Annotated in this window: 32 protein-coding genes; 31 read left to right on the top strand and 1 reads right to left on the bottom strand. The window is 39.8% G+C overall.

Annotated features, from left to right (window positions below; all coding sequences use genetic code 11):
- Window positions 1-95: 95 nt before the first annotated feature.
- From ADJ60_RS05470 to ADJ60_RS11625, 3 genes are read left to right on the top strand one after another with little or no spacing between them, the layout of a single operon-like run.
- The gene (locus ADJ60_RS05470) at window positions 96-293 is read left to right on the top strand and encodes a hypothetical protein (RefSeq protein ID WP_001865136.1); all 198 of its coding nucleotides are present in this window, start codon (window positions 96-98) and stop codon (window positions 291-293) included.
- A gap of 10 nt (window positions 294-303) precedes the next feature.
- Complete coding sequence (locus ADJ60_RS05465; RefSeq protein ID WP_049543932.1) at window positions 304-534, top strand: hypothetical protein; 231 nt, start codon at window positions 304-306, stop codon at window positions 532-534.
- A gap of 18 nt (window positions 535-552) precedes the next feature.
- Window positions 553-714 (top strand): hypothetical protein, encoded by a 162-nt coding sequence (locus ADJ60_RS11625; RefSeq protein ID WP_193390786.1) that lies wholly within the window; start codon window positions 553-555, stop codon window positions 712-714.
- On the opposite strand, the gene ADJ60_RS05460 is transcribed toward ADJ60_RS11625, so the two are convergent.
- Window positions 709-1,134, bottom strand: a complete 426-nt coding sequence (locus ADJ60_RS05460) for a hypothetical protein (RefSeq protein ID WP_049543930.1) — start codon at window positions 1,132-1,134, stop codon at window positions 709-711. The two genes, ADJ60_RS11625 and ADJ60_RS05460, sit on opposite strands and share 6 nt — an antisense overlap.
- A 53-nt stretch (window positions 1,135-1,187) precedes the next feature.
- Between ADJ60_RS05460 and ADJ60_RS05455 the strand changes: the two genes are divergently transcribed.
- The 28 genes from ADJ60_RS05455 (at window position 1,188) to ADJ60_RS05330 (ending at window position 15,791) form a co-directional block, all read left to right on the top strand.
- Complete coding sequence (locus tag ADJ60_RS05455) at window positions 1,188-1,901, top strand: ORF6C domain-containing protein (RefSeq protein ID WP_049543928.1); 714 nt, start codon at window positions 1,188-1,190, stop codon at window positions 1,899-1,901.
- 12 nt (window positions 1,902-1,913) lie between these two features.
- Window positions 1,914-2,171 (top strand): hypothetical protein, encoded by a 258-nt coding sequence (locus tag ADJ60_RS05450; RefSeq protein WP_049543927.1) that lies wholly within the window; start codon window positions 1,914-1,916, stop codon window positions 2,169-2,171.
- Window positions 2,172-2,256: 85 nt separating this feature from the next.
- Entirely contained in the window at window positions 2,257-2,577 is a 321-nt protein-coding gene (locus ADJ60_RS05445; RefSeq protein ID WP_049543925.1) for a hypothetical protein, read from the top strand.
- 15 nt (window positions 2,578-2,592) lie between these two features.
- The gene (locus tag ADJ60_RS05440) at window positions 2,593-2,889 is read left to right on the top strand and encodes a hypothetical protein (protein ID WP_049543923.1); all 297 of its coding nucleotides are present in this window, start codon (window positions 2,593-2,595) and stop codon (window positions 2,887-2,889) included.
- Window positions 2,882-3,730, top strand: a complete 849-nt coding sequence (locus ADJ60_RS05435) for a phage replisome organizer N-terminal domain-containing protein (protein WP_049543921.1) — start codon at window positions 2,882-2,884, stop codon at window positions 3,728-3,730. The genes ADJ60_RS05440 and ADJ60_RS05435 overlap by 8 nt, the downstream gene beginning before the upstream one ends.
- A complete protein-coding gene (locus ADJ60_RS11620; RefSeq protein WP_193390785.1) occupies window positions 3,718-3,876 on the top strand; it encodes a hypothetical protein in 159 nt (52 codons plus the stop codon). Before ADJ60_RS05435 ends, ADJ60_RS11620 begins: the two co-directional genes overlap by 13 nt.
- Window positions 3,870-4,640 (top strand): ATP-binding protein, encoded by a 771-nt coding sequence (locus ADJ60_RS05430; protein WP_049543919.1) that lies wholly within the window; start codon window positions 3,870-3,872, stop codon window positions 4,638-4,640. The genes ADJ60_RS11620 and ADJ60_RS05430 overlap by 7 nt, the downstream gene beginning before the upstream one ends.
- Window positions 4,641-4,654: 14 nt before the next feature.
- Window positions 4,655-4,849 (top strand): hypothetical protein, encoded by a 195-nt coding sequence (locus tag ADJ60_RS11895; RefSeq protein ID WP_049543918.1) that lies wholly within the window; start codon window positions 4,655-4,657, stop codon window positions 4,847-4,849.
- Window positions 4,849-5,076 (top strand): hypothetical protein, encoded by a 228-nt coding sequence (locus tag ADJ60_RS05420; RefSeq protein WP_049543916.1) that lies wholly within the window; start codon window positions 4,849-4,851, stop codon window positions 5,074-5,076. The genes ADJ60_RS11895 and ADJ60_RS05420 overlap by 1 nt, the downstream gene beginning before the upstream one ends.
- Window positions 5,077-5,190: 114 nt before the next feature.
- Window positions 5,191-5,379, top strand: coding sequence for a hypothetical protein (locus ADJ60_RS05415; RefSeq protein ID WP_049543914.1), 189 nt, complete (start codon window positions 5,191-5,193; stop codon window positions 5,377-5,379).
- Window positions 5,372-5,887, top strand: a complete 516-nt coding sequence (locus ADJ60_RS05410; RefSeq protein WP_049543912.1) for a DUF1642 domain-containing protein — start codon at window positions 5,372-5,374, stop codon at window positions 5,885-5,887. Before ADJ60_RS05415 ends, ADJ60_RS05410 begins: the two co-directional genes overlap by 8 nt.
- Window positions 5,887-6,333 (top strand): hypothetical protein, encoded by a 447-nt coding sequence (locus tag ADJ60_RS05405; RefSeq protein ID WP_049543911.1) that lies wholly within the window; start codon window positions 5,887-5,889, stop codon window positions 6,331-6,333. The genes ADJ60_RS05410 and ADJ60_RS05405 overlap by 1 nt, the downstream gene beginning before the upstream one ends.
- Before the next feature lie 3 nt (window positions 6,334-6,336).
- Window positions 6,337-6,519 carry a hypothetical protein gene (locus tag ADJ60_RS05400; RefSeq protein WP_049543910.1) on the top strand — a complete coding sequence of 61 codons (183 nt, stop codon included), beginning with the start codon at window positions 6,337-6,339 and terminating at the stop codon, window positions 6,517-6,519.
- Window positions 6,516-6,776, top strand: a complete 261-nt coding sequence (locus ADJ60_RS05395) for a DUF1372 family protein (RefSeq protein WP_049543908.1) — start codon at window positions 6,516-6,518, stop codon at window positions 6,774-6,776. Before ADJ60_RS05400 ends, ADJ60_RS05395 begins: the two co-directional genes overlap by 4 nt.
- Window positions 6,773-7,174 carry a hypothetical protein gene (locus ADJ60_RS05390; protein ID WP_049543906.1) on the top strand — a complete coding sequence of 134 codons (402 nt, stop codon included), beginning with the start codon at window positions 6,773-6,775 and terminating at the stop codon, window positions 7,172-7,174. The genes ADJ60_RS05395 and ADJ60_RS05390 overlap by 4 nt, the downstream gene beginning before the upstream one ends.
- A gap of 8 nt (window positions 7,175-7,182) precedes the next feature.
- On the top strand, window positions 7,183-7,500 hold the full coding sequence (locus ADJ60_RS05385; RefSeq protein WP_342585574.1) for a MazG-like family protein: 318 nt from the start codon (window positions 7,183-7,185) through the stop codon (window positions 7,498-7,500).
- Entirely contained in the window at window positions 7,497-7,691 is a 195-nt protein-coding gene (locus ADJ60_RS05380; RefSeq protein WP_049543904.1) for a hypothetical protein, read from the top strand. The genes ADJ60_RS05385 and ADJ60_RS05380 overlap by 4 nt, the downstream gene beginning before the upstream one ends.
- Window positions 7,672-7,908, top strand: coding sequence for a DUF3310 domain-containing protein (locus ADJ60_RS05375; protein WP_049543902.1), 237 nt, complete (start codon window positions 7,672-7,674; stop codon window positions 7,906-7,908). The genes ADJ60_RS05380 and ADJ60_RS05375 overlap by 20 nt, the downstream gene beginning before the upstream one ends.
- Window positions 7,901-8,077 (top strand): hypothetical protein, encoded by a 177-nt coding sequence (locus ADJ60_RS11615; protein WP_193390784.1) that lies wholly within the window; start codon window positions 7,901-7,903, stop codon window positions 8,075-8,077. Before ADJ60_RS05375 ends, ADJ60_RS11615 begins: the two co-directional genes overlap by 8 nt.
- On the top strand, window positions 8,070-8,465 hold the full coding sequence (locus ADJ60_RS11085) for a helix-turn-helix domain-containing protein (RefSeq protein WP_049543901.1): 396 nt from the start codon (window positions 8,070-8,072) through the stop codon (window positions 8,463-8,465). Before ADJ60_RS11615 ends, ADJ60_RS11085 begins: the two co-directional genes overlap by 8 nt.
- 208 nt (window positions 8,466-8,673) lie before the next feature.
- The gene (locus ADJ60_RS05365) at window positions 8,674-9,075 is read left to right on the top strand and encodes a transcriptional regulator (protein ID WP_049543900.1); all 402 of its coding nucleotides are present in this window, start codon (window positions 8,674-8,676) and stop codon (window positions 9,073-9,075) included.
- Between the two features lie 191 nt (window positions 9,076-9,266).
- The gene (locus tag ADJ60_RS05360) at window positions 9,267-9,809 is read left to right on the top strand and encodes a site-specific integrase (RefSeq protein WP_049543898.1); all 543 of its coding nucleotides are present in this window, start codon (window positions 9,267-9,269) and stop codon (window positions 9,807-9,809) included.
- 453 nt (window positions 9,810-10,262) lie between these two features.
- On the top strand, window positions 10,263-10,589 hold the full coding sequence (locus tag ADJ60_RS05355; protein ID WP_033686226.1) for an endonuclease: 327 nt from the start codon (window positions 10,263-10,265) through the stop codon (window positions 10,587-10,589).
- Between the two features lie 140 nt (window positions 10,590-10,729).
- Window positions 10,730-11,122: a P27 family phage terminase small subunit gene (locus ADJ60_RS05350; RefSeq protein WP_049543896.1), complete on the top strand. Its 393-nt coding sequence runs from the start codon at window positions 10,730-10,732 to the stop codon at window positions 11,120-11,122.
- Window positions 11,115-12,845, top strand: coding sequence for a terminase large subunit (locus ADJ60_RS05345; RefSeq protein WP_049543894.1), 1,731 nt, complete (start codon window positions 11,115-11,117; stop codon window positions 12,843-12,845). The genes ADJ60_RS05350 and ADJ60_RS05345 overlap by 8 nt, the downstream gene beginning before the upstream one ends.
- Window positions 12,846-12,866: 21 nt before the next feature.
- Window positions 12,867-14,069 (top strand): phage portal protein, encoded by a 1,203-nt coding sequence (locus tag ADJ60_RS05340; RefSeq protein ID WP_049543892.1) that lies wholly within the window; start codon window positions 12,867-12,869, stop codon window positions 14,067-14,069.
- Window positions 14,053-14,628 carry an HK97 family phage prohead protease gene (locus tag ADJ60_RS05335; RefSeq protein WP_049543890.1) on the top strand — a complete coding sequence of 192 codons (576 nt, stop codon included), beginning with the start codon at window positions 14,053-14,055 and terminating at the stop codon, window positions 14,626-14,628. The genes ADJ60_RS05340 and ADJ60_RS05335 overlap by 17 nt, the downstream gene beginning before the upstream one ends.
- Window positions 14,625-15,791, top strand: a complete 1,167-nt coding sequence (locus tag ADJ60_RS05330; RefSeq protein ID WP_049543888.1) for a phage major capsid protein — start codon at window positions 14,625-14,627, stop codon at window positions 15,789-15,791. The genes ADJ60_RS05335 and ADJ60_RS05330 overlap by 4 nt, the downstream gene beginning before the upstream one ends.
- The last annotated feature ends 7 nt before the right edge of the window (window positions 15,792-15,798 follow it).

Raw genomic sequence — 15,798 nt, 5'->3', positions numbered from 1 at the left:
AATCATCAACTGAGTCAGATGATGATCGACAGTCTTGAGGGACTAGATGTTTGGGAAACTATTTTAACACTGGGGAAAGTAAGGAAAGGAATATTATGAACAACGCAGCGCAAAAAGTAACACGTATTGACAAAGATGCTTGGGATATTGCTACGGAGCTGGCGAACGAGTACGGAGTATCTATTTGTCACATCATCAGCGAGAGCGTCCGCTACTGTGCAGAGAATGCCGAATTTAAGGAGATGGACGTTGTCGTTAAACGATTGGTAGTCGGCAGTAAGGTGCTTGAGTAGGAGGGTGGAGATGAACGAAAAGAAACAAAATAACGATCTTATCAAAGAAATCATTGAGAAACATTTTGAAAATATGGTTGACGATGTTTTGGCACACACTGAAACCTATTATGAGGCTTTGGGTGCTATTAGTTCCATCAAGGGATGCAATATTCCTGACATGATTCGCCTAGCTGATTGTTTGAGGAAGGCTATCAGAAAACGTGCTATGCAACAAAAAACACCTAATCATAAAGACTAGGTGCTAGAGGAGAAGACTATGAACGAACTAGTATGGTTTTACTTTGCTGTCATAATCAATCTTATCATTGGCTTTGCTACATACTACGCTAGCAAAATAGATAGAAAAAAGCGCATCGATGAATACAAGAAGAGACAAGAGGAGGAGATAGAAAGAGTTAGAAAGAAATTTAATTTATGATTTCTTAGAGGTCTTTTGGATAAATTTCTTCTTTAGGTTTTGATTGTGACTATTTGCTTTATCAGCTATTTTTAAAGCCTTGTCCAAATCAACCTCGCCTGCTAAAACTTTGTAGGCAAGATCATTCACCTTCATAGCCTTGTCGGTTTCGGTATCGAGTTGAGACACTTTCTCAAGTTCTTGCAACCGTAATTCATGAGCTTGCTTGACTTTTTCAAGTTCCAAAGCATGCTGTTGTTTGAGGGTATCTATCTGATAATGAAATTCTTTTTCAAGTTTTTCTACGATATGTGAATGTTCTTTAGCTTGTTTTTCAATCTCAGCTTTATTGTTAGCTTTTGATGCGACATATGACCATAACCCTGAGATTATTGCAAGAATGACACTAATTGCAGGTTGAATAAGAACTTGATATTCCATAAGATTTCTCCAATCATTTTTATTTTATTATACCAAATTTAGAAAGGAATGTTATGAACGAAATTTTTAACTTTCACGGACAGGAAGTCCGTACTTTGACAATCGATGATGAGCCTTGGTTCGTTGGGAAGGATGTTGCAGATATTTTGGGGTATGCTAAACCTCTGGATGCAATTTCTCGGCACGTTGATGAAGATGACTCCGTGAAATACGGACTCACCGACAATTTAGGTCGAACACAAAATACTATCATCATCAATGAATCTGGTCTCTACTCTCTCATTCTTTCAAGTAAGCTTCCACAAGCGAAAGAATTTAAACGATGGGTGACATCAGAGGTCTTGCCAGCTATTCGCAAGCAGGGTGGTTTCATCCGTGAGGACTTGGACGAGGATGCCTTTATCGCTCTATTTACTGGACAAAAGAAATTGCGTGAGCAGCAGGCGACCATGCTGGAAGATATTGACTATCTCAAGAGTGAGCAACCGATTCATCCGAGCTATGCTCAATCACTACTGAAGAAGCGTAAGGCTCGTGTAGTAGCTTGCTTGGGTGGCATTGACAGTCCAGCATATGCAGATAAAATCTTTGCTCAATCAGTATTCAGACAAGCTGAGATTGATTTCAAGGATCACTTCAATATTAGTCGCTATGACTTGCTACCGAAAAAGTTTGCAGATGCAGCCTTGGCCTATTGGATGACTTGGGAGCCAAGCACCAATACCAAGATGAAAATCATGAAATTGAACGCATTTGACGAAATTTAGAAAGGGTAAAAGATGGATAATGTTCTACTTTCATTAACGGACTGGATCAAATCCATTATCAAGGACACGATCACAAGGTTGGTTGAAATAGAAAAAGATAGTGACCACTATCCTGAATTGATGGATGTAGGCACTACTTGCGAATTTCTAGGAATCAACTATGACACATTTTCAAATAATTATCGTTACATGAAGGGATTTCCAAAAGAACTCCCTGGTAAGAAATGGTCAAAAAGAGCCATCAAAGAATGGCTCTCTAATCAAATATAATAACTTTACTAAAAGGCTTCTGGACAAGGTCTTAGCAAAATTATTTGACTATATTATAGCACAAAAAGAGGATAAGGAGATAAAAATGTTTGAACCACCGATTTTAGACCAGTTGATGGGAGTTGGAGCTTTGCTGATTGGATTTGCAGGGGCTTGCCGTCATATCAAATTGCAGGAACAACGCAAGGAAGAAGAAAGACGAGAAGAGCAAGAATTTGCGTCTATGATTATCCAAGGGTATAACCATGCATACGAACGTGGTAGAGAGGCAGAGCGTCAAGAAATTCGCAAGAATATTCGTCGTCCGTTCAAGGGATTTACCTACGACAATGAACCGCCTGTAGGCTTGCGTCCTGAGCCGTTAGCTTTGCCAGAACCTAAACAGTCTGCAATCAGATTTTTGTAATGAGGAGGTCAGGAAATGGAAGAATTGATTGAATGGCTGTCGTGGCATGAGAGAGTGAATATTGAAATGATGTCGTCTGATGAAGAAAAGTCTGATTTTGAACTATATTTAGAGGACGAGAACAGGAAAATTTCACTTATCAAAGAATACCTAACCGACTATGAAAAACTAGCCAAGGACTACCGTGATGTGGTCTCTGAAAATAAGCTGTTAAAAGTTGATAAGATGGCGCTAGATGGGATGCACATCTATGAGGATATGCGGATGAAATACCGTGCGAATCGCAGGAAGTGGGGGGCTCGGTATGTCTGAAATCAAGTGGATAAAAATCACAACGGATATTTTTGACGATGAAAAGATGTGTCTAATTGATGCCTTGCCTGATCGTGACGCAATTATTGTAATCTGGATCAAACTTATAACACTAGCAGGCAAATTGAATACAAAAGGCGTACTAGCCATTTCTAAAAACATTGTATACACCGATGAAATGCTTGCACAAACGTTCCACCGTCCGTTGAATACAGTTCGTATGGCTCTTGAGGTTTTTGAAAAGTTTGGAATGGTTGAAAAAAACGATGGAGTGATAATGTTACCCAATTGGGAGAAACATCAGAACATTGACGGCATGGAAAAAATAAAAGAGCAAAATCGAAATAGAGCAGCACGTCACCGACAAAAACAGAAATTACTTGCACAGAACAACGAAAGTAACGTTACTGATAACGTTATGGATAACGTTATGGATAACGTTACAGTAACGCATGGTAACGCACTAGATAAAGAATTAGATAAAGATATAGAGATAAATAATAATAAGGTGATGATTAGTTCCAGCCTTTCTGAAAATTTGAAAAATAGCGGAATTCATCTAACTGATAAGTCGCATCAACAGTTACTTGATTATGTGGGACTTGATGGAATGAGTTTCGATATGTTGAACCGTGCAGTTGAGAAAACTTCTGGATCACATAAACCTAGTTTCAATTATTTAATAGCCATTCTTGAAAGTTGGAAAAAGAAAGGTTTTACATCAATTGAACAGGTGGATGAAGATGACCGAAAATATAAAGAGGGTAAGAACTTCAATCGCCCAGGACAACAAAACGATAAAACATTGGAACAGGAGGCCAAGGACGAATGGGGGTACTAGAACTAATTGAACAATTCGAGATAGACTATTATCCGTTAAGCTACGAGAAGAAAACTATTTTAGCAGGCCAACCAATTCATCAAGTGGTTGCATGCTTGTCTGAAATGGCTAGCTGGCATGAATGTGGAGGTCGTCTGTCATGGTAGACAATGTGTTTGAGGAGATTGCCTTATCTTATCACAGGAATACAGAACAACAAGATGAGTTTTGCGAAAAGCATAACATCCCTTTGATAAAGATATTGAGGACTGATAGTGTTGTATGTCGAATATGCGAATCTGAGCGGATCCATGAGGAAAACCAAGCAAGAGTGAATGAACTGGCTGACGCTGAGAATGAGCGAGAGAGGAAATACTATCTTGAGAAGTTTTCGCTTTATGATGAGGTTTTAAAAAATGCTACTTTGGACAATTTTGAGACGCCCACTGAAAAAGAAGCGGAAAAGCTAGCTTTTGCAAAGAGGATTTGTCGTGAGTGGTCTGAGGGGGCTAGGAACAACATCGTGCTACAAGGAGAAGCTGGAACGGGTAAGAGCCATTTGGCCTTTGCGATGGTGAAAGCTTTATCTGAGTACACGAAAGAGATTGCTATTTTCATCAACGTGACGGACTTGCTGATGAAGATTAAAGCTGATTTTAGTCAGGAAGAGTTTTTGGTCAATAAGATTGCTAGCGCTAAGTTCTTGGTTTTGGATGATTTGGGTATGGAGAAGGATAGTGAATGGTCGTTTACTATTCTCTACAATATCCTGAATAAGCGTTCAAATACGATCATTACCACGAATTTGATTTCTGCTGATATTCAGAAAAGATATGGCAGACCCTTCATGTCCAGACTGATGAAGGGTGTAGATAAAGACCATTTGATGGTTTTCAATGATTTGACGAACAAGCGGAAGCAATATTTTTAGAACGGAGGTGGCTGATGTTTATTTTAAAGCATGGGACAAGAGAGGATAAGCCGTTTCTGAGATCCGCGGTTATAGGAGTGACTGGCTTGGACATTTCATGTTCTGAGGAGAAGAAAGCCTTGCGGTTTGTTTCTCGGGCTGCAGCCTTACAGGTTAGCAAGGCATTGAGAGGCTCATTTGGAAATTTTTACCCTGTTGAGGTGGAGTGATGTTAGAACTTTACTTCGTCTATAATGGGCACTGCAAGTTTTACCTTGGGACGTTTGACAATGTCGATGATCTTATTGAGCAGATGGAAGACCATCAGTGGGCTTTCTCGGCTATCACCAGACCAAAATTCAAGAAACACATCGGAAAAGACGATGTGAGGTTTGATTATGGTGCGGTAGATTGCTATTACTTAGCGACAAAATCAACGTGCCGCGAACCACGTTAAAAGCGAGCTAGAATATGCGTCAGACTTGGACGAATGGCGTATAAAGAATTTGCTAGCTCTTGTGTCTTTGAGCCATGAGGGGCAAGAGCTGGATTTTTACAGGTTAGATAAACCATGGAATATAACAAACAGACGGTCATTGAAGGACTGAAACGCACAATAGAACAGACGGAGGCGAGAATAGTTGAACTATCTGAGCCATGTGTCAAATCGCTTGCTTTTAGCAGGTCTGAGGAACGTGACTTGCTTAAAAAGAAAGTGAAAAACTGGAAGAAGAGAATAAAGGAGTTGGAAGATGAATAAGCAGGAATTGATTGAACGGATAAAAGGCTTAAAAAATATTTTTGGCAGCAAAGTAGAATATATTGAGATAGACGCGGCAATAGAACTTGTTTCTAAACTAGACGAACCGCAGAAAATCACAATCCCGCAGTGTGTGGCGGATTGGATTGAGTATTGCAAAGCTATGAAAATTACTTTAGCTCACGCACTCTATCATTCTGAAGAAGCAAAAAACAAAAGCGTTTATCGTTGGCTCTTTGAAGAATCAGGTAGCCAAGAAAAATTCGCTCGTGCGTGGCTGGACGGCTACGAGGTCGAGGAAGAGAAGCGGTATCGTGTCCGTTTAAAAGGATTAAAAAAAGGATGTAACTGCTTGAATCACGATACAAAAAAAGACGAATGGAACTTTATGAGCAAGTACGGAATAGGAGAATACCGTACAGCTCACACCCGTAAAGAACTAGAAGAAGCTGGCTTTGGCTGGGTTTTCTCTTGTGAGGGGATTGAGATTGAGGAGGTTGAGGAATAATGCCAAATTGGGCCGAAGGATCTCTTAAATTAAGAGGAAAAAGCGAAAATATTGCATCAGCATTAAAACAAATGCTATTAAATGACACTGTGACGCTAGAAGATAAATGGGATGGCACTCTGCTTATATTCAATAACACAGCTCCATATTTTTACATTAATGGAACAAGACGAGCGTTTATTGAACAAAAACAAATAGAAGTTTGGCTTGAAGAAGAATTTTGTATTGTTGAATTGGATAATTTCAAGCAAGCGTGGAGTGCTATTCCAGAAAATTATCAAGAGATTTCAAGTGAGTTTGATGTTGATATTAAAATTTTTACGTTTGAGTGTGGCATAGAATTCACGCAGGAAATTGAAATTTCCAAAGGTGAAATTATCAAAAACGTTTGTTATGAATATGATGATTATCAGTGGGAAGTTCCATTTAGCAATCTAGGAGGTTGAGGGATGAGGATTGAATTTTATTTTACAGACAATAAAGTGATTGAAACGGTTAATTGCAGCGAGAAAGATGTTAGACGACTAATTAGCCAGTTTAACAACGGACATTTGATGAAAGCTGGGGAGGCTCATATCAATCCTAAAAAAGTGCTTTATTTCTTTGTTTATGAAGAGGAGGTCACAGATTGAAACGATTCATAGCTATCTGGATTCTGCTATCTGCTGGATTAAACATCTGGCAGATGGACAGGATTCGAGATTTGGAAGAGAAAAAGCCGATGGTTATCTACAAGGCAGATAACGCAGGCGCAGAGATTTTCGGTCAAGTCGTCGAGAAAGGACGACATGGAAAACTATACACGCTTACGATTCGTGATTACGGGGTGTTCGTGGTTACGAAAGAGCAGTTTGAGAAGATTAGAATAGGGGATGAGGTAAGAATATGAATTATAAAGTAATAGTCGATGGTAAGGAAATCGAATACGGTGCATTAGTTGAAAAATCACGTTTTTCAGAAAAAGAATGGTCTGCTATTTATGCGGAAATCGTGAAACAAAATCAGCCAGAAGTCTTTGAAAGTAAGAAAGCAGATACTGACTACATTGATGTATTTGGCGCTCTAATTGCTCTTGAGGAGCGATATGAAGCATTGCTTGAGCTATTACCTCAAAATCAGTTCTCTTACGCTGGAACACATCCCAAATGGGTAGCTGATGCAGTGGCAGAGAACACGCTGAATAAAGAGGACACGATGCTAGATGTGTTGGATTTGATTGGACGATGCGAAACTCTGGAAGAATTAAAAAATGAGCTGACAGAGTATTTCAAGCTGGAAGAACTATAGGAGTTATCATGACAACAAACATGGAATTATTAGCGCATCATGTTGAGCATTGGGCGAAAGATAGAGGGTTAGACAACCCTGACAATAGCACGGCTCAAGCGTTGAAGTTATTTGAAGAAGCAGGCGAACTAGCGCAGGCACATCTCAAGAAGCGAGATGATGAGGGCAAGGATGCTGTGGGTGATATTTTGGTAGTGCTGACCATCTACTGTCAGCAGAAAGGTTGGTCTATCGCTGAGTGTTTCCAGATGGCCTGGAATGAGATTAAAGACCGCAAGGGTAAGATGGTAGACGGTTCGTTCGTAAAAGAGGAGGATTTGATATGATTCCAAGATTTAGAGCTTGGTTAAAGAAAGAACAGGAAATGGATAATGATATCGACCATATTAGTTGGTTTGACGGGGAACTAGACTATATTGGGAATGGAATTACTTACATGGTTTTAGCAAAAGATTTAGTACTCATGCAGTCAACAGGGCTCAAATGGAGGATAAGGAATGATACCAGAAATAATTGATAACGTAAACAAACCAAGCCACTACCAAGGCGCAAACGGTCTTGAGGCTATCGATGTTGTGCATAACTTCGTTGGGGACCTTTCTGGAGCGTCTGCTTTCTTTTGGGGCAACGCAATCAAGTATATGCTTCGTTTCCAGAAGAAAAACGGTCTTGAAGACCTGAAGAAAGCCAGAAAGAATCTTGACTGGCTGATCGAGGAGATGGAGTATGAGTGAGTATGCTTTGTATGAAGGTGACACCTTTATTACCATGGGTACTCTTGCTGAAATCAGCAAAGAAACGGGTATTGCTGAACGGATGTTGAGGTATCATACTTTTGCATCTACGCAAAGAAGAAATCCAAATGGTAGAGCTGTCGTAAAGATTGAGGTGGATGATGAATAGAGAAGACAAGAATTTTCCAGAACAATTACGGATGTGGCGGAAATCAAGAGGATTGACACAAACAGAAGCTGGGAAAGTTCTCGGTGTTTCAGTGAATACGATTGGCTGTTGGGAAGGAGGCAGGGTACCGCCTGAACGTTTTAGAAAACGAATAGCTGTAGAGTTAGGAGTCGAGGAATCAATTTTATTCGATGTAGTCCCCAAAGAGTTCAACATCCTTTTGAAAGAGAAACGGATAGAACGTAAATTGACCCAAAAAGATTTAGGTGAACAGTTGGGATATTCCGCAGCAACCATCAGCGGATGGGAGAACGGTAACAATATTTCAGAGTTTGCCATCGAAGATATTTGTACATTTTTCGGGATTGAAATCCAAGAGAGGAAATAAGACCCAATGAATAAAAGAATCAAGAAGAAGATAGCTAAACGGCAGATACAAGAAAAGCAAGAAGAAGACAAACAGCTACGGAAATTAAGTCCCGAAGAAATTGAATCTATAGTTAAAACGATTAACCAAGCGTTTTCTAATATTCGCAAGGCTTTCTCTCAAATGTTTGATAACTTATTTACATTTTTTAAAAACTTGGAGGTGGAAATTGAAAAAATTGAGCGACGAAGAACTCAAAACGTTAGACAGAGAACTTTTCAAATTTCAAAACATTCAACGCACAATAGACTTAAGAAGGCTAGAATTAGAAACCAGAAACCCAGATGCTCAAAGTGGACCTACTGTAGGAATAAGCAAACCTACCGAAACTATCGCAATCAGAATCGCAGATGATCCGACTTTAAAATTTCTTGAAGGATTTAAAGGGATTATCAATAAACTTTTAAGCAATCTAGTTGATGAGGATAAGGAAATTTTTAATCTACGCTGGAGATATCCTCAACTGAGATGGGAAGAAATAGCAGAACAGAAATTCATGAGCAAAGCTACAATCTATCGACGTAGAAGGATTATCCTAGAGCAGTACGCTATTTTGAAAGGTGAGCTATAAATAAACATGAGACAAAAGACATCTTGAAGTCTCACAAAAAAAGGGTTATTATGATAGCATGAACTTCTGAAACAAAAACACACATCACACTTTAGAAGTCATCCTTAATTCTAGTCAGAAAAGTTGTCCAACAGAAGTATCGTCAAGAGTCAGCAAATGCTGGCTTTTTGTTTTGGGAAAGGAGGTAGAATATGGAATTTGTATCACCGATAAAAGATAATGACGACATTCAGGCAATGAAAGATTATCTCAGAGAGTGGAATGAGATGTATTATATGCTATTCATCACAGGTCTGAATACTGGTTTGCGAGTCGGAGATATACTTACCTTGAAAGTTAAAGATGTCCAGGGATGGCACATTAAGCTGAGAGAACGGAAGACTGGCAAGCAGATAACAAGACGGATGACAAAAGAACTCAAGAAAGAAATGAGAAGATATGTCGAAGACAAACCATTTCATCATTTCTTATTTAAGAGTAGACAAGGTCAGAATAAAGCGATCACTCGTGAGCGAGCCTATCAAATCATACATGAAGCAGCTGAAGAACTTGGCATTGATAATGTTGGAACACATACAATGCGCAAGACATTCGGCTATAAATATTACAACAAGACAAAGGACGTAGGGACATTACAGAAAATGTTCAATCATTCATCACCTGCAATTACCCTGAGATACATTGGGATAGAACAAGCAGAGCTTGATGATGCTCTACGGAACTTTGTCATTTAATTTTTTTAGATATTACTTTCACATAATGAGTTAAGCATAAACTGAAAAAATGAAACTCTTTAAAACCCATGATTAGTAAGGGTTTGAGATTTAGAGTGAGTTTAACAAAATATAAGATATGTGAAAGTGAGGGATAAAATTGGTATAGTTGGAGGAGAGGAATATGTTACTCATAGGATATTTAGTTTGTTATTTTATCGCATTGATGTTTTTGAAAATTGTTTTCGATTGGACAAAAGAAGATATAGGGAAAATATTTAAACATGGATTGATTTTTCTATTTCTGCCTTTAGTATTCATTGGAGCTCTCGTATATGATTTTGTAGACAAAAGATGAGACAAAAGACATCTTGAAGTCTCACAAAAAAAGGTTTATTATGGTAGCATAGATTTCTTGTATGAGATGGGATAGGTCAAGAGCCTGTCCTTTTGTTTTGCAAAGGAGTATATATCATGTACAACAAACCAGTCAGACAGAGCTTGAAGACAAGGAAGTGGAACAAGTTCCGTGACAAGGTCATGAGACAACACGATTACCTTTGCCAAGAAAGTCTAAGATATGGGCAGTCAGTTCCAGCTGAAATGGTTCATCATATTTACCCAGTATCTGAGTATCCAGAACTTGAGTATGTATCTTGGAATTGTTTGCCGCTGACCAACCGCAAACATAATACGTTCCATGACCGCAACAACGATAAGATAATCGGAAATGGAATTTATTGGCAGAAGAAAAGAAAAAAAGAATTTTTAAATTTTTTCAAAAACAAAAATGAAAAATGAAAAAAATTTTTTATCCCCCCCACTTCAAAAAAATTTTTTCGAAGCCTCTGGGAACCGGTGAAGGGAACTTTTTCCAAGTCGGGGGCCTTCAAACAAAAAGGGGGTAAAAACTAAGCGATTTTGACGAAAGGAGGTAGTTTTTGGCTAAACCAATTACAGCGAAGTCGATTAAGTCAAAAGTGGTCAAGCAAATGAAAGACTTGGGCACTTATCGTAAAGAGTTCGAAATGATCATTGACATTTTTGCAGGTATGTTATACCAGTATCAGAAACTTGCTCAAGATTATGCTGACTTGGGTTATCCAGTAACAGATACTTACGTCAATAAGGCTGGTGCTGAAAATGAGCGCAAAGTTCCAATCTTAACAGCGATGGAAATTTTGAGGAAAGACATCCTGAGCTATTCTAATCAGCTGATGATGAATCCGAAATCACTCGGTGAGGTAGTAGAACAAGAGGGTGAGTCAGTTCTTACTGAGGTCCTGAAGTTCAAGAACGAAATCAAGAAGAAGCGAGTGACTGGCAATGGGTAATCTTGATAAAGCAAAAGAATACGCTCAACACGTCTTAACTCACCGAGAAGAACATTGCGAAGAGAACATTCTTGCTGCTGAACGTTTTTTCCGTGATTTAGAAAATCCTGCTTTTGAGATGGATGTGGATATGGTGGATTTTGTTATTCACTTTATCGAGAACGTGATAGTTCATCAGCAGGGCGATGATATGTTTGCGGTGTCTATCCGTAACAAGCCGTTGCTTTTGCAACCGTGGCAACATTTCGTTGTGGTTAATCTGTTTGGGTTTTACTATAAGGGAACGAATGAGCGCAGGTTCAAAGAAGCGCTTATCATGCTTGCTCGGAAGAATGGAAAGACCTCGTTTACTGCTGCAATTGCTCTTGCCTACCAGATATTAGACACGGATAGCGGTTCAAAATGCTATATCGTTGCTAACTCAGTCAAGCAAGCGATGGAAGCTTTTGGTTTTTTAAGATTCAATGTTGAACGCTGGAACGATAAGAACATTCGTATCAAGGACAATAACCAGGAACACTCTATTACTGCTAATTTTGGTGATGAGGGTTCTTTCTTCATCCAAGCTCTGGCCAATGATGAGAGTCGTCTTGACTCTCTGAATGGGAATGTCATCATCTTGGACGAGGCTCATACCATGCGAAACAGTAAGAAGCATGGTCTTATGAAAAAAACAATGTCAGCATACCGTAACAGTATGCTTTTTGTTATCTCTACAGCTGGGGACATTCCTACTGGTTTCCTTGCCAATCGTCTGAAATACTGTCAAAAGGTGCTCAAGCGATTGGTCACTGATGATTCATTTTTCATCTTCATCTGCAAGGCTAATCAATCTGCTGATGGAGACGTGGTGGACTATCTGGATGAGAACATTCTCAAGATGGCTAATCCGTCATGGGGTGTCACGGTTTCGCTCAAGGCTCTCAAGGAAGAAGCAGAGCAGGCTATGAATGATCCTCAGACTCGAAACGAGTTTTTCAATAAGACATTGAATATCTTCACTAACTCTATGAACGCTTATTTCAATCCTGATGAGTTTATTGCGTCGGATAGTTGCTACGATTGGAGTCTAGAAGAGCTGGCACGCTTGCCGATTCGTTGGTATGGTGGTGCGGACTTGTCAAGATTGCACGACTTAACAGCGGCTGCTCTCTACGGTGTCTATCACGATGGAGAAAAAGATGTTGATATCTGCATCACACATGCTTTCTTTCCTCGGATAAATGCCCAGAAGAAAGCTAACGATGACGGGATTCCACTTTTTGGGTGGCAGTCTGATGGTTGGCTGACGATGAGCAATACTCCTACAGTTCTCTATGACGATATCGTCAAATGGTTCATCAGTATGCGTGAGCGTGGATTTAAAATCCAAGCTGTGGGAATGGACAGAAAGTTTGGTCGTGAGTTTTTGGCTAAGATGAAAAAGGCTAAGTTCAAGATGATTGACCAGCCTCAGTTGTTCTATCTGAAATCCGAAGGGTTCAGGCGGATTGAGTTCAAAGTAAAGAATAAGGAATTTTACTATCTTCACTCTGACGCTTATGAATATTGTGTGAGCAACGTTAGAGCGATTGAAAAGGTGGATGACGCTGTGCAATATGAAAAATTAGACGGAGACGGTGGTACTGCAAGGATTGACTTGTTTGATGCCAGCGTCTTTGCTTGTATACAGGCTCTTGCTAATCTTGGCAAGGGTGGCGATGTAATGAGATTCTTTGATTAGAGAGAAAGGAGGTGAGGAAACATGGGTATTTTTGAAAAGATTTGGAAACGAAACAAGCCAAGTAAACCAATCAACATGCTGAGTCATTCAGATTTAGGATTGTCAAACCTTATGGATTTGTATGTACCTTTGGCCAGAAATCCAGATGTGGTGATAGCGGTTAATAAGATTGCTGATTTGGTCTCTAATATGACCATCCATCTGATGGAGAATACGGATAAAGGTGATATCAGAATCCGTGATGGGCTTGCTAGAAAGATTGACATCAATCCCTGCGAACACATGACAAGGAAGTCATGGATTTTCAAGATTGTGCGCGATTTGCTTCTATATGGCGATGGAAACTCTGTCCTACATGTGGAATATGATCTTGTTACGGATTATATTTCTAATCTAAGACCATTTCCGATGAGAGAAGTTTCGTTCCAAACAGATAAGGATTCCTATGTAATCTCATTTAGGGGTGAAGAGTATTCCCCTGATGAAGTAGTCCACTTTGTCATCAATCCAGATCCAGATATTCCCTACATTGGTACTGGTTTTAGGGTGACGTTGACAGATGTGGTTCAAAGTTTGAACATGGCTACCAAGACTAAAAAAAGCTTCATGAACGGTAAGAACATTCCTAGTCTTATCGTCAAGGTTGACTCGTCTAGTGCTGAACTAGATTCGGAGCAAGGGCGTGAGCGTATCGCTGAGAAGTATTTAAGTACTAGCAGGGTTGGCGCTCCATGGATTGTTCCAGAGGCATTGCTGGACATCCAGCAGGTAAAGCCGCTTAGTCTAACGGATATCGCTCTAAATGAGTCTGTCGAATTAGATAAAAGAACAGTTGCAGGTTTATTAGGAGTACCTGCTTTTATTTTGGGCGTGGGAGAGTTCAACAAGACAGAGTATAACAACTTTGTAAATACGACTGTTATGAGTATCGCTACCACTATTACTCAAACACTAACCAGAGACTTACTTTTGTCTAGTAATCGTTACTTCAAGCTAAATCCTCGCTCACTCTTCTCTTACAACATTACAGAGTTGTCTGAGGTTGCACGTCAAATGACAAACAGTACTGCAATGCGTCGTAATGAGTGGAGAGATTGGCTTGGTATGGCTCCTGATCCTGAGATGGAAGAGTTGATTGTCCTTGAGAACTTTATCCCTCAAGAGAAGATAGGAGACCAAAATAAATTGAAAGGAGGTGAGGAAGAGAATGCAGAAACGGAATAGTTATCGTGCCACTCAATTTCAGACTAGGGAAGAAGACTCTGGTGATTTGATTTTGAGTGGCTACTTTATCAAGTTTGACGAGGAGACAGAATTGTGGCCAGGCTACTGTGAAGTTATCAAGCGTGCTGGAGTTGAAAAAGCTATCACAGACGCTGATATCAGAGCTTTATTTAACCATGATGATAGCCTTGTTCTTGGTCGAACAGGTAACGGAACTCTGACTCTGGGTGTTGATGATGTTGGTCTTTTTGGGGACATCATCATTAACAAGGATGATCCTCAAGCGGTTGGAGCCTATGCCCGTGTCAAGCGTGGAGATGTTATCGGTTGTAGCTTTGGCTTTATCCCGATAAAAATCGAAACAGAGGAACGTGAAGATGGTTCGTATCTGGACACTGTCTTAGAACTAGAAATCTTTGAAGTGAGTCCATGTACTTTCCCAGCCTATCCACAAACGGAAATTGCTGCACGACAAAAAGACTTTGAAAGTCAGAGCCGTGCGAATCGTGAAGCGCTAGACAAGCGCAAGAAAGAAATTAAGGAGAAATTTAAGCTATGAACAAGACAGTAATTTTTAGCGCTCTTAGAAGAAGAAAAGCAGATAAAGTTGCAGGTTTGATTGAATCTATCGAGGAATTGAACAAACGTTCGGTTGTTGAACTAGAGAAGTTGGACCGTGCTGAAACTGAGGAAGAAGTTTCAGCAGTTGAAAAGACTGTAGACGGTCTTCAAAAGGAAATTGAAGAAAAAGAAGCTGAAAAAGCGCAGCTAGAAAAAGAAATCGAGGAGTTGGAAAAACAAATCGAGGAGCAAAATCGAAAAGCACCAACTCCAGGTAAAACGGAAAAACGAGGAGGAAAAACATTGGAACAACGTGAAGCATTTAACCATTATCTTCGAACAAAAGAAGTGCGTGCTGATGGTCTCAAATCTGCTGAAGGGGAAGCAATCATTCCTGTTGAATTGATGACGCCTAAAGAAGCGAAACAAGACAAGACAGATTTGACTTCATTGGTCAACATCGTTAATGTCAAGAATGCAAGCGGTAAATGGGCAGTTGTTAAATTGACTGACCAAACAATGAACACCGTTGAAGAGTTGGAAGAAAACCCTGAATTGGCTAAACCAACTTTCACAAAAGTGAACTATGAAATCAAGACACGTCGTGGACATTTGCCAGTGTCTCAAGAATTGATTGATGATGCTGACTACGATGTCATGGGATTGGTTGCTAAACAAGCTAAGAACCAAGAACGTATCACTAAGAATAAAGAGATTGCTAAAGTTCTCAAGACAGCTACAGCTAAAAGCGCAGCTGGTTTGGATGGCTTGAAAGATATTCTCAACGTGGAATTGAAACCGTACTACGATGCAACTATTGTATGTACCCAATCTATGTTTGCTGCTCTTGATAAAATCAAGGACAAGGACGGTCGCTACATGCTTCAAACAGACATCACATCTCCAACTGGCTACAAGTTCGCTGGTCGTGTAATCGATGTTTATCCTGATGATATCATTGGAGATGCTAAAGGTGAAATGAAAGCCTTCATCGGTGATGTAGGAGAGTTTGCGACATTGTTTGATCGCGCTCAAACAACTGTAAAATGGCAAGATGATAAAATCTACGGTCAATACCTAGGAACTGCCAACCGTTTCGATGTTAAGAAAGTTGATGAAGCAGCAGGGTTCTATGTAACTTACACTGATGCTGCAGGGTAAGGAGGGA

The sequence above is a fragment of the Streptococcus pseudopneumoniae genome (genome assembly GCF_001076775.1).
Taxonomy (GTDB): Bacteria; Bacillota; Bacilli; order Lactobacillales; family Streptococcaceae; genus Streptococcus; species Streptococcus pseudopneumoniae_G.
This window is presented reverse-complemented; position numbering and strand designations above follow the sequence as displayed.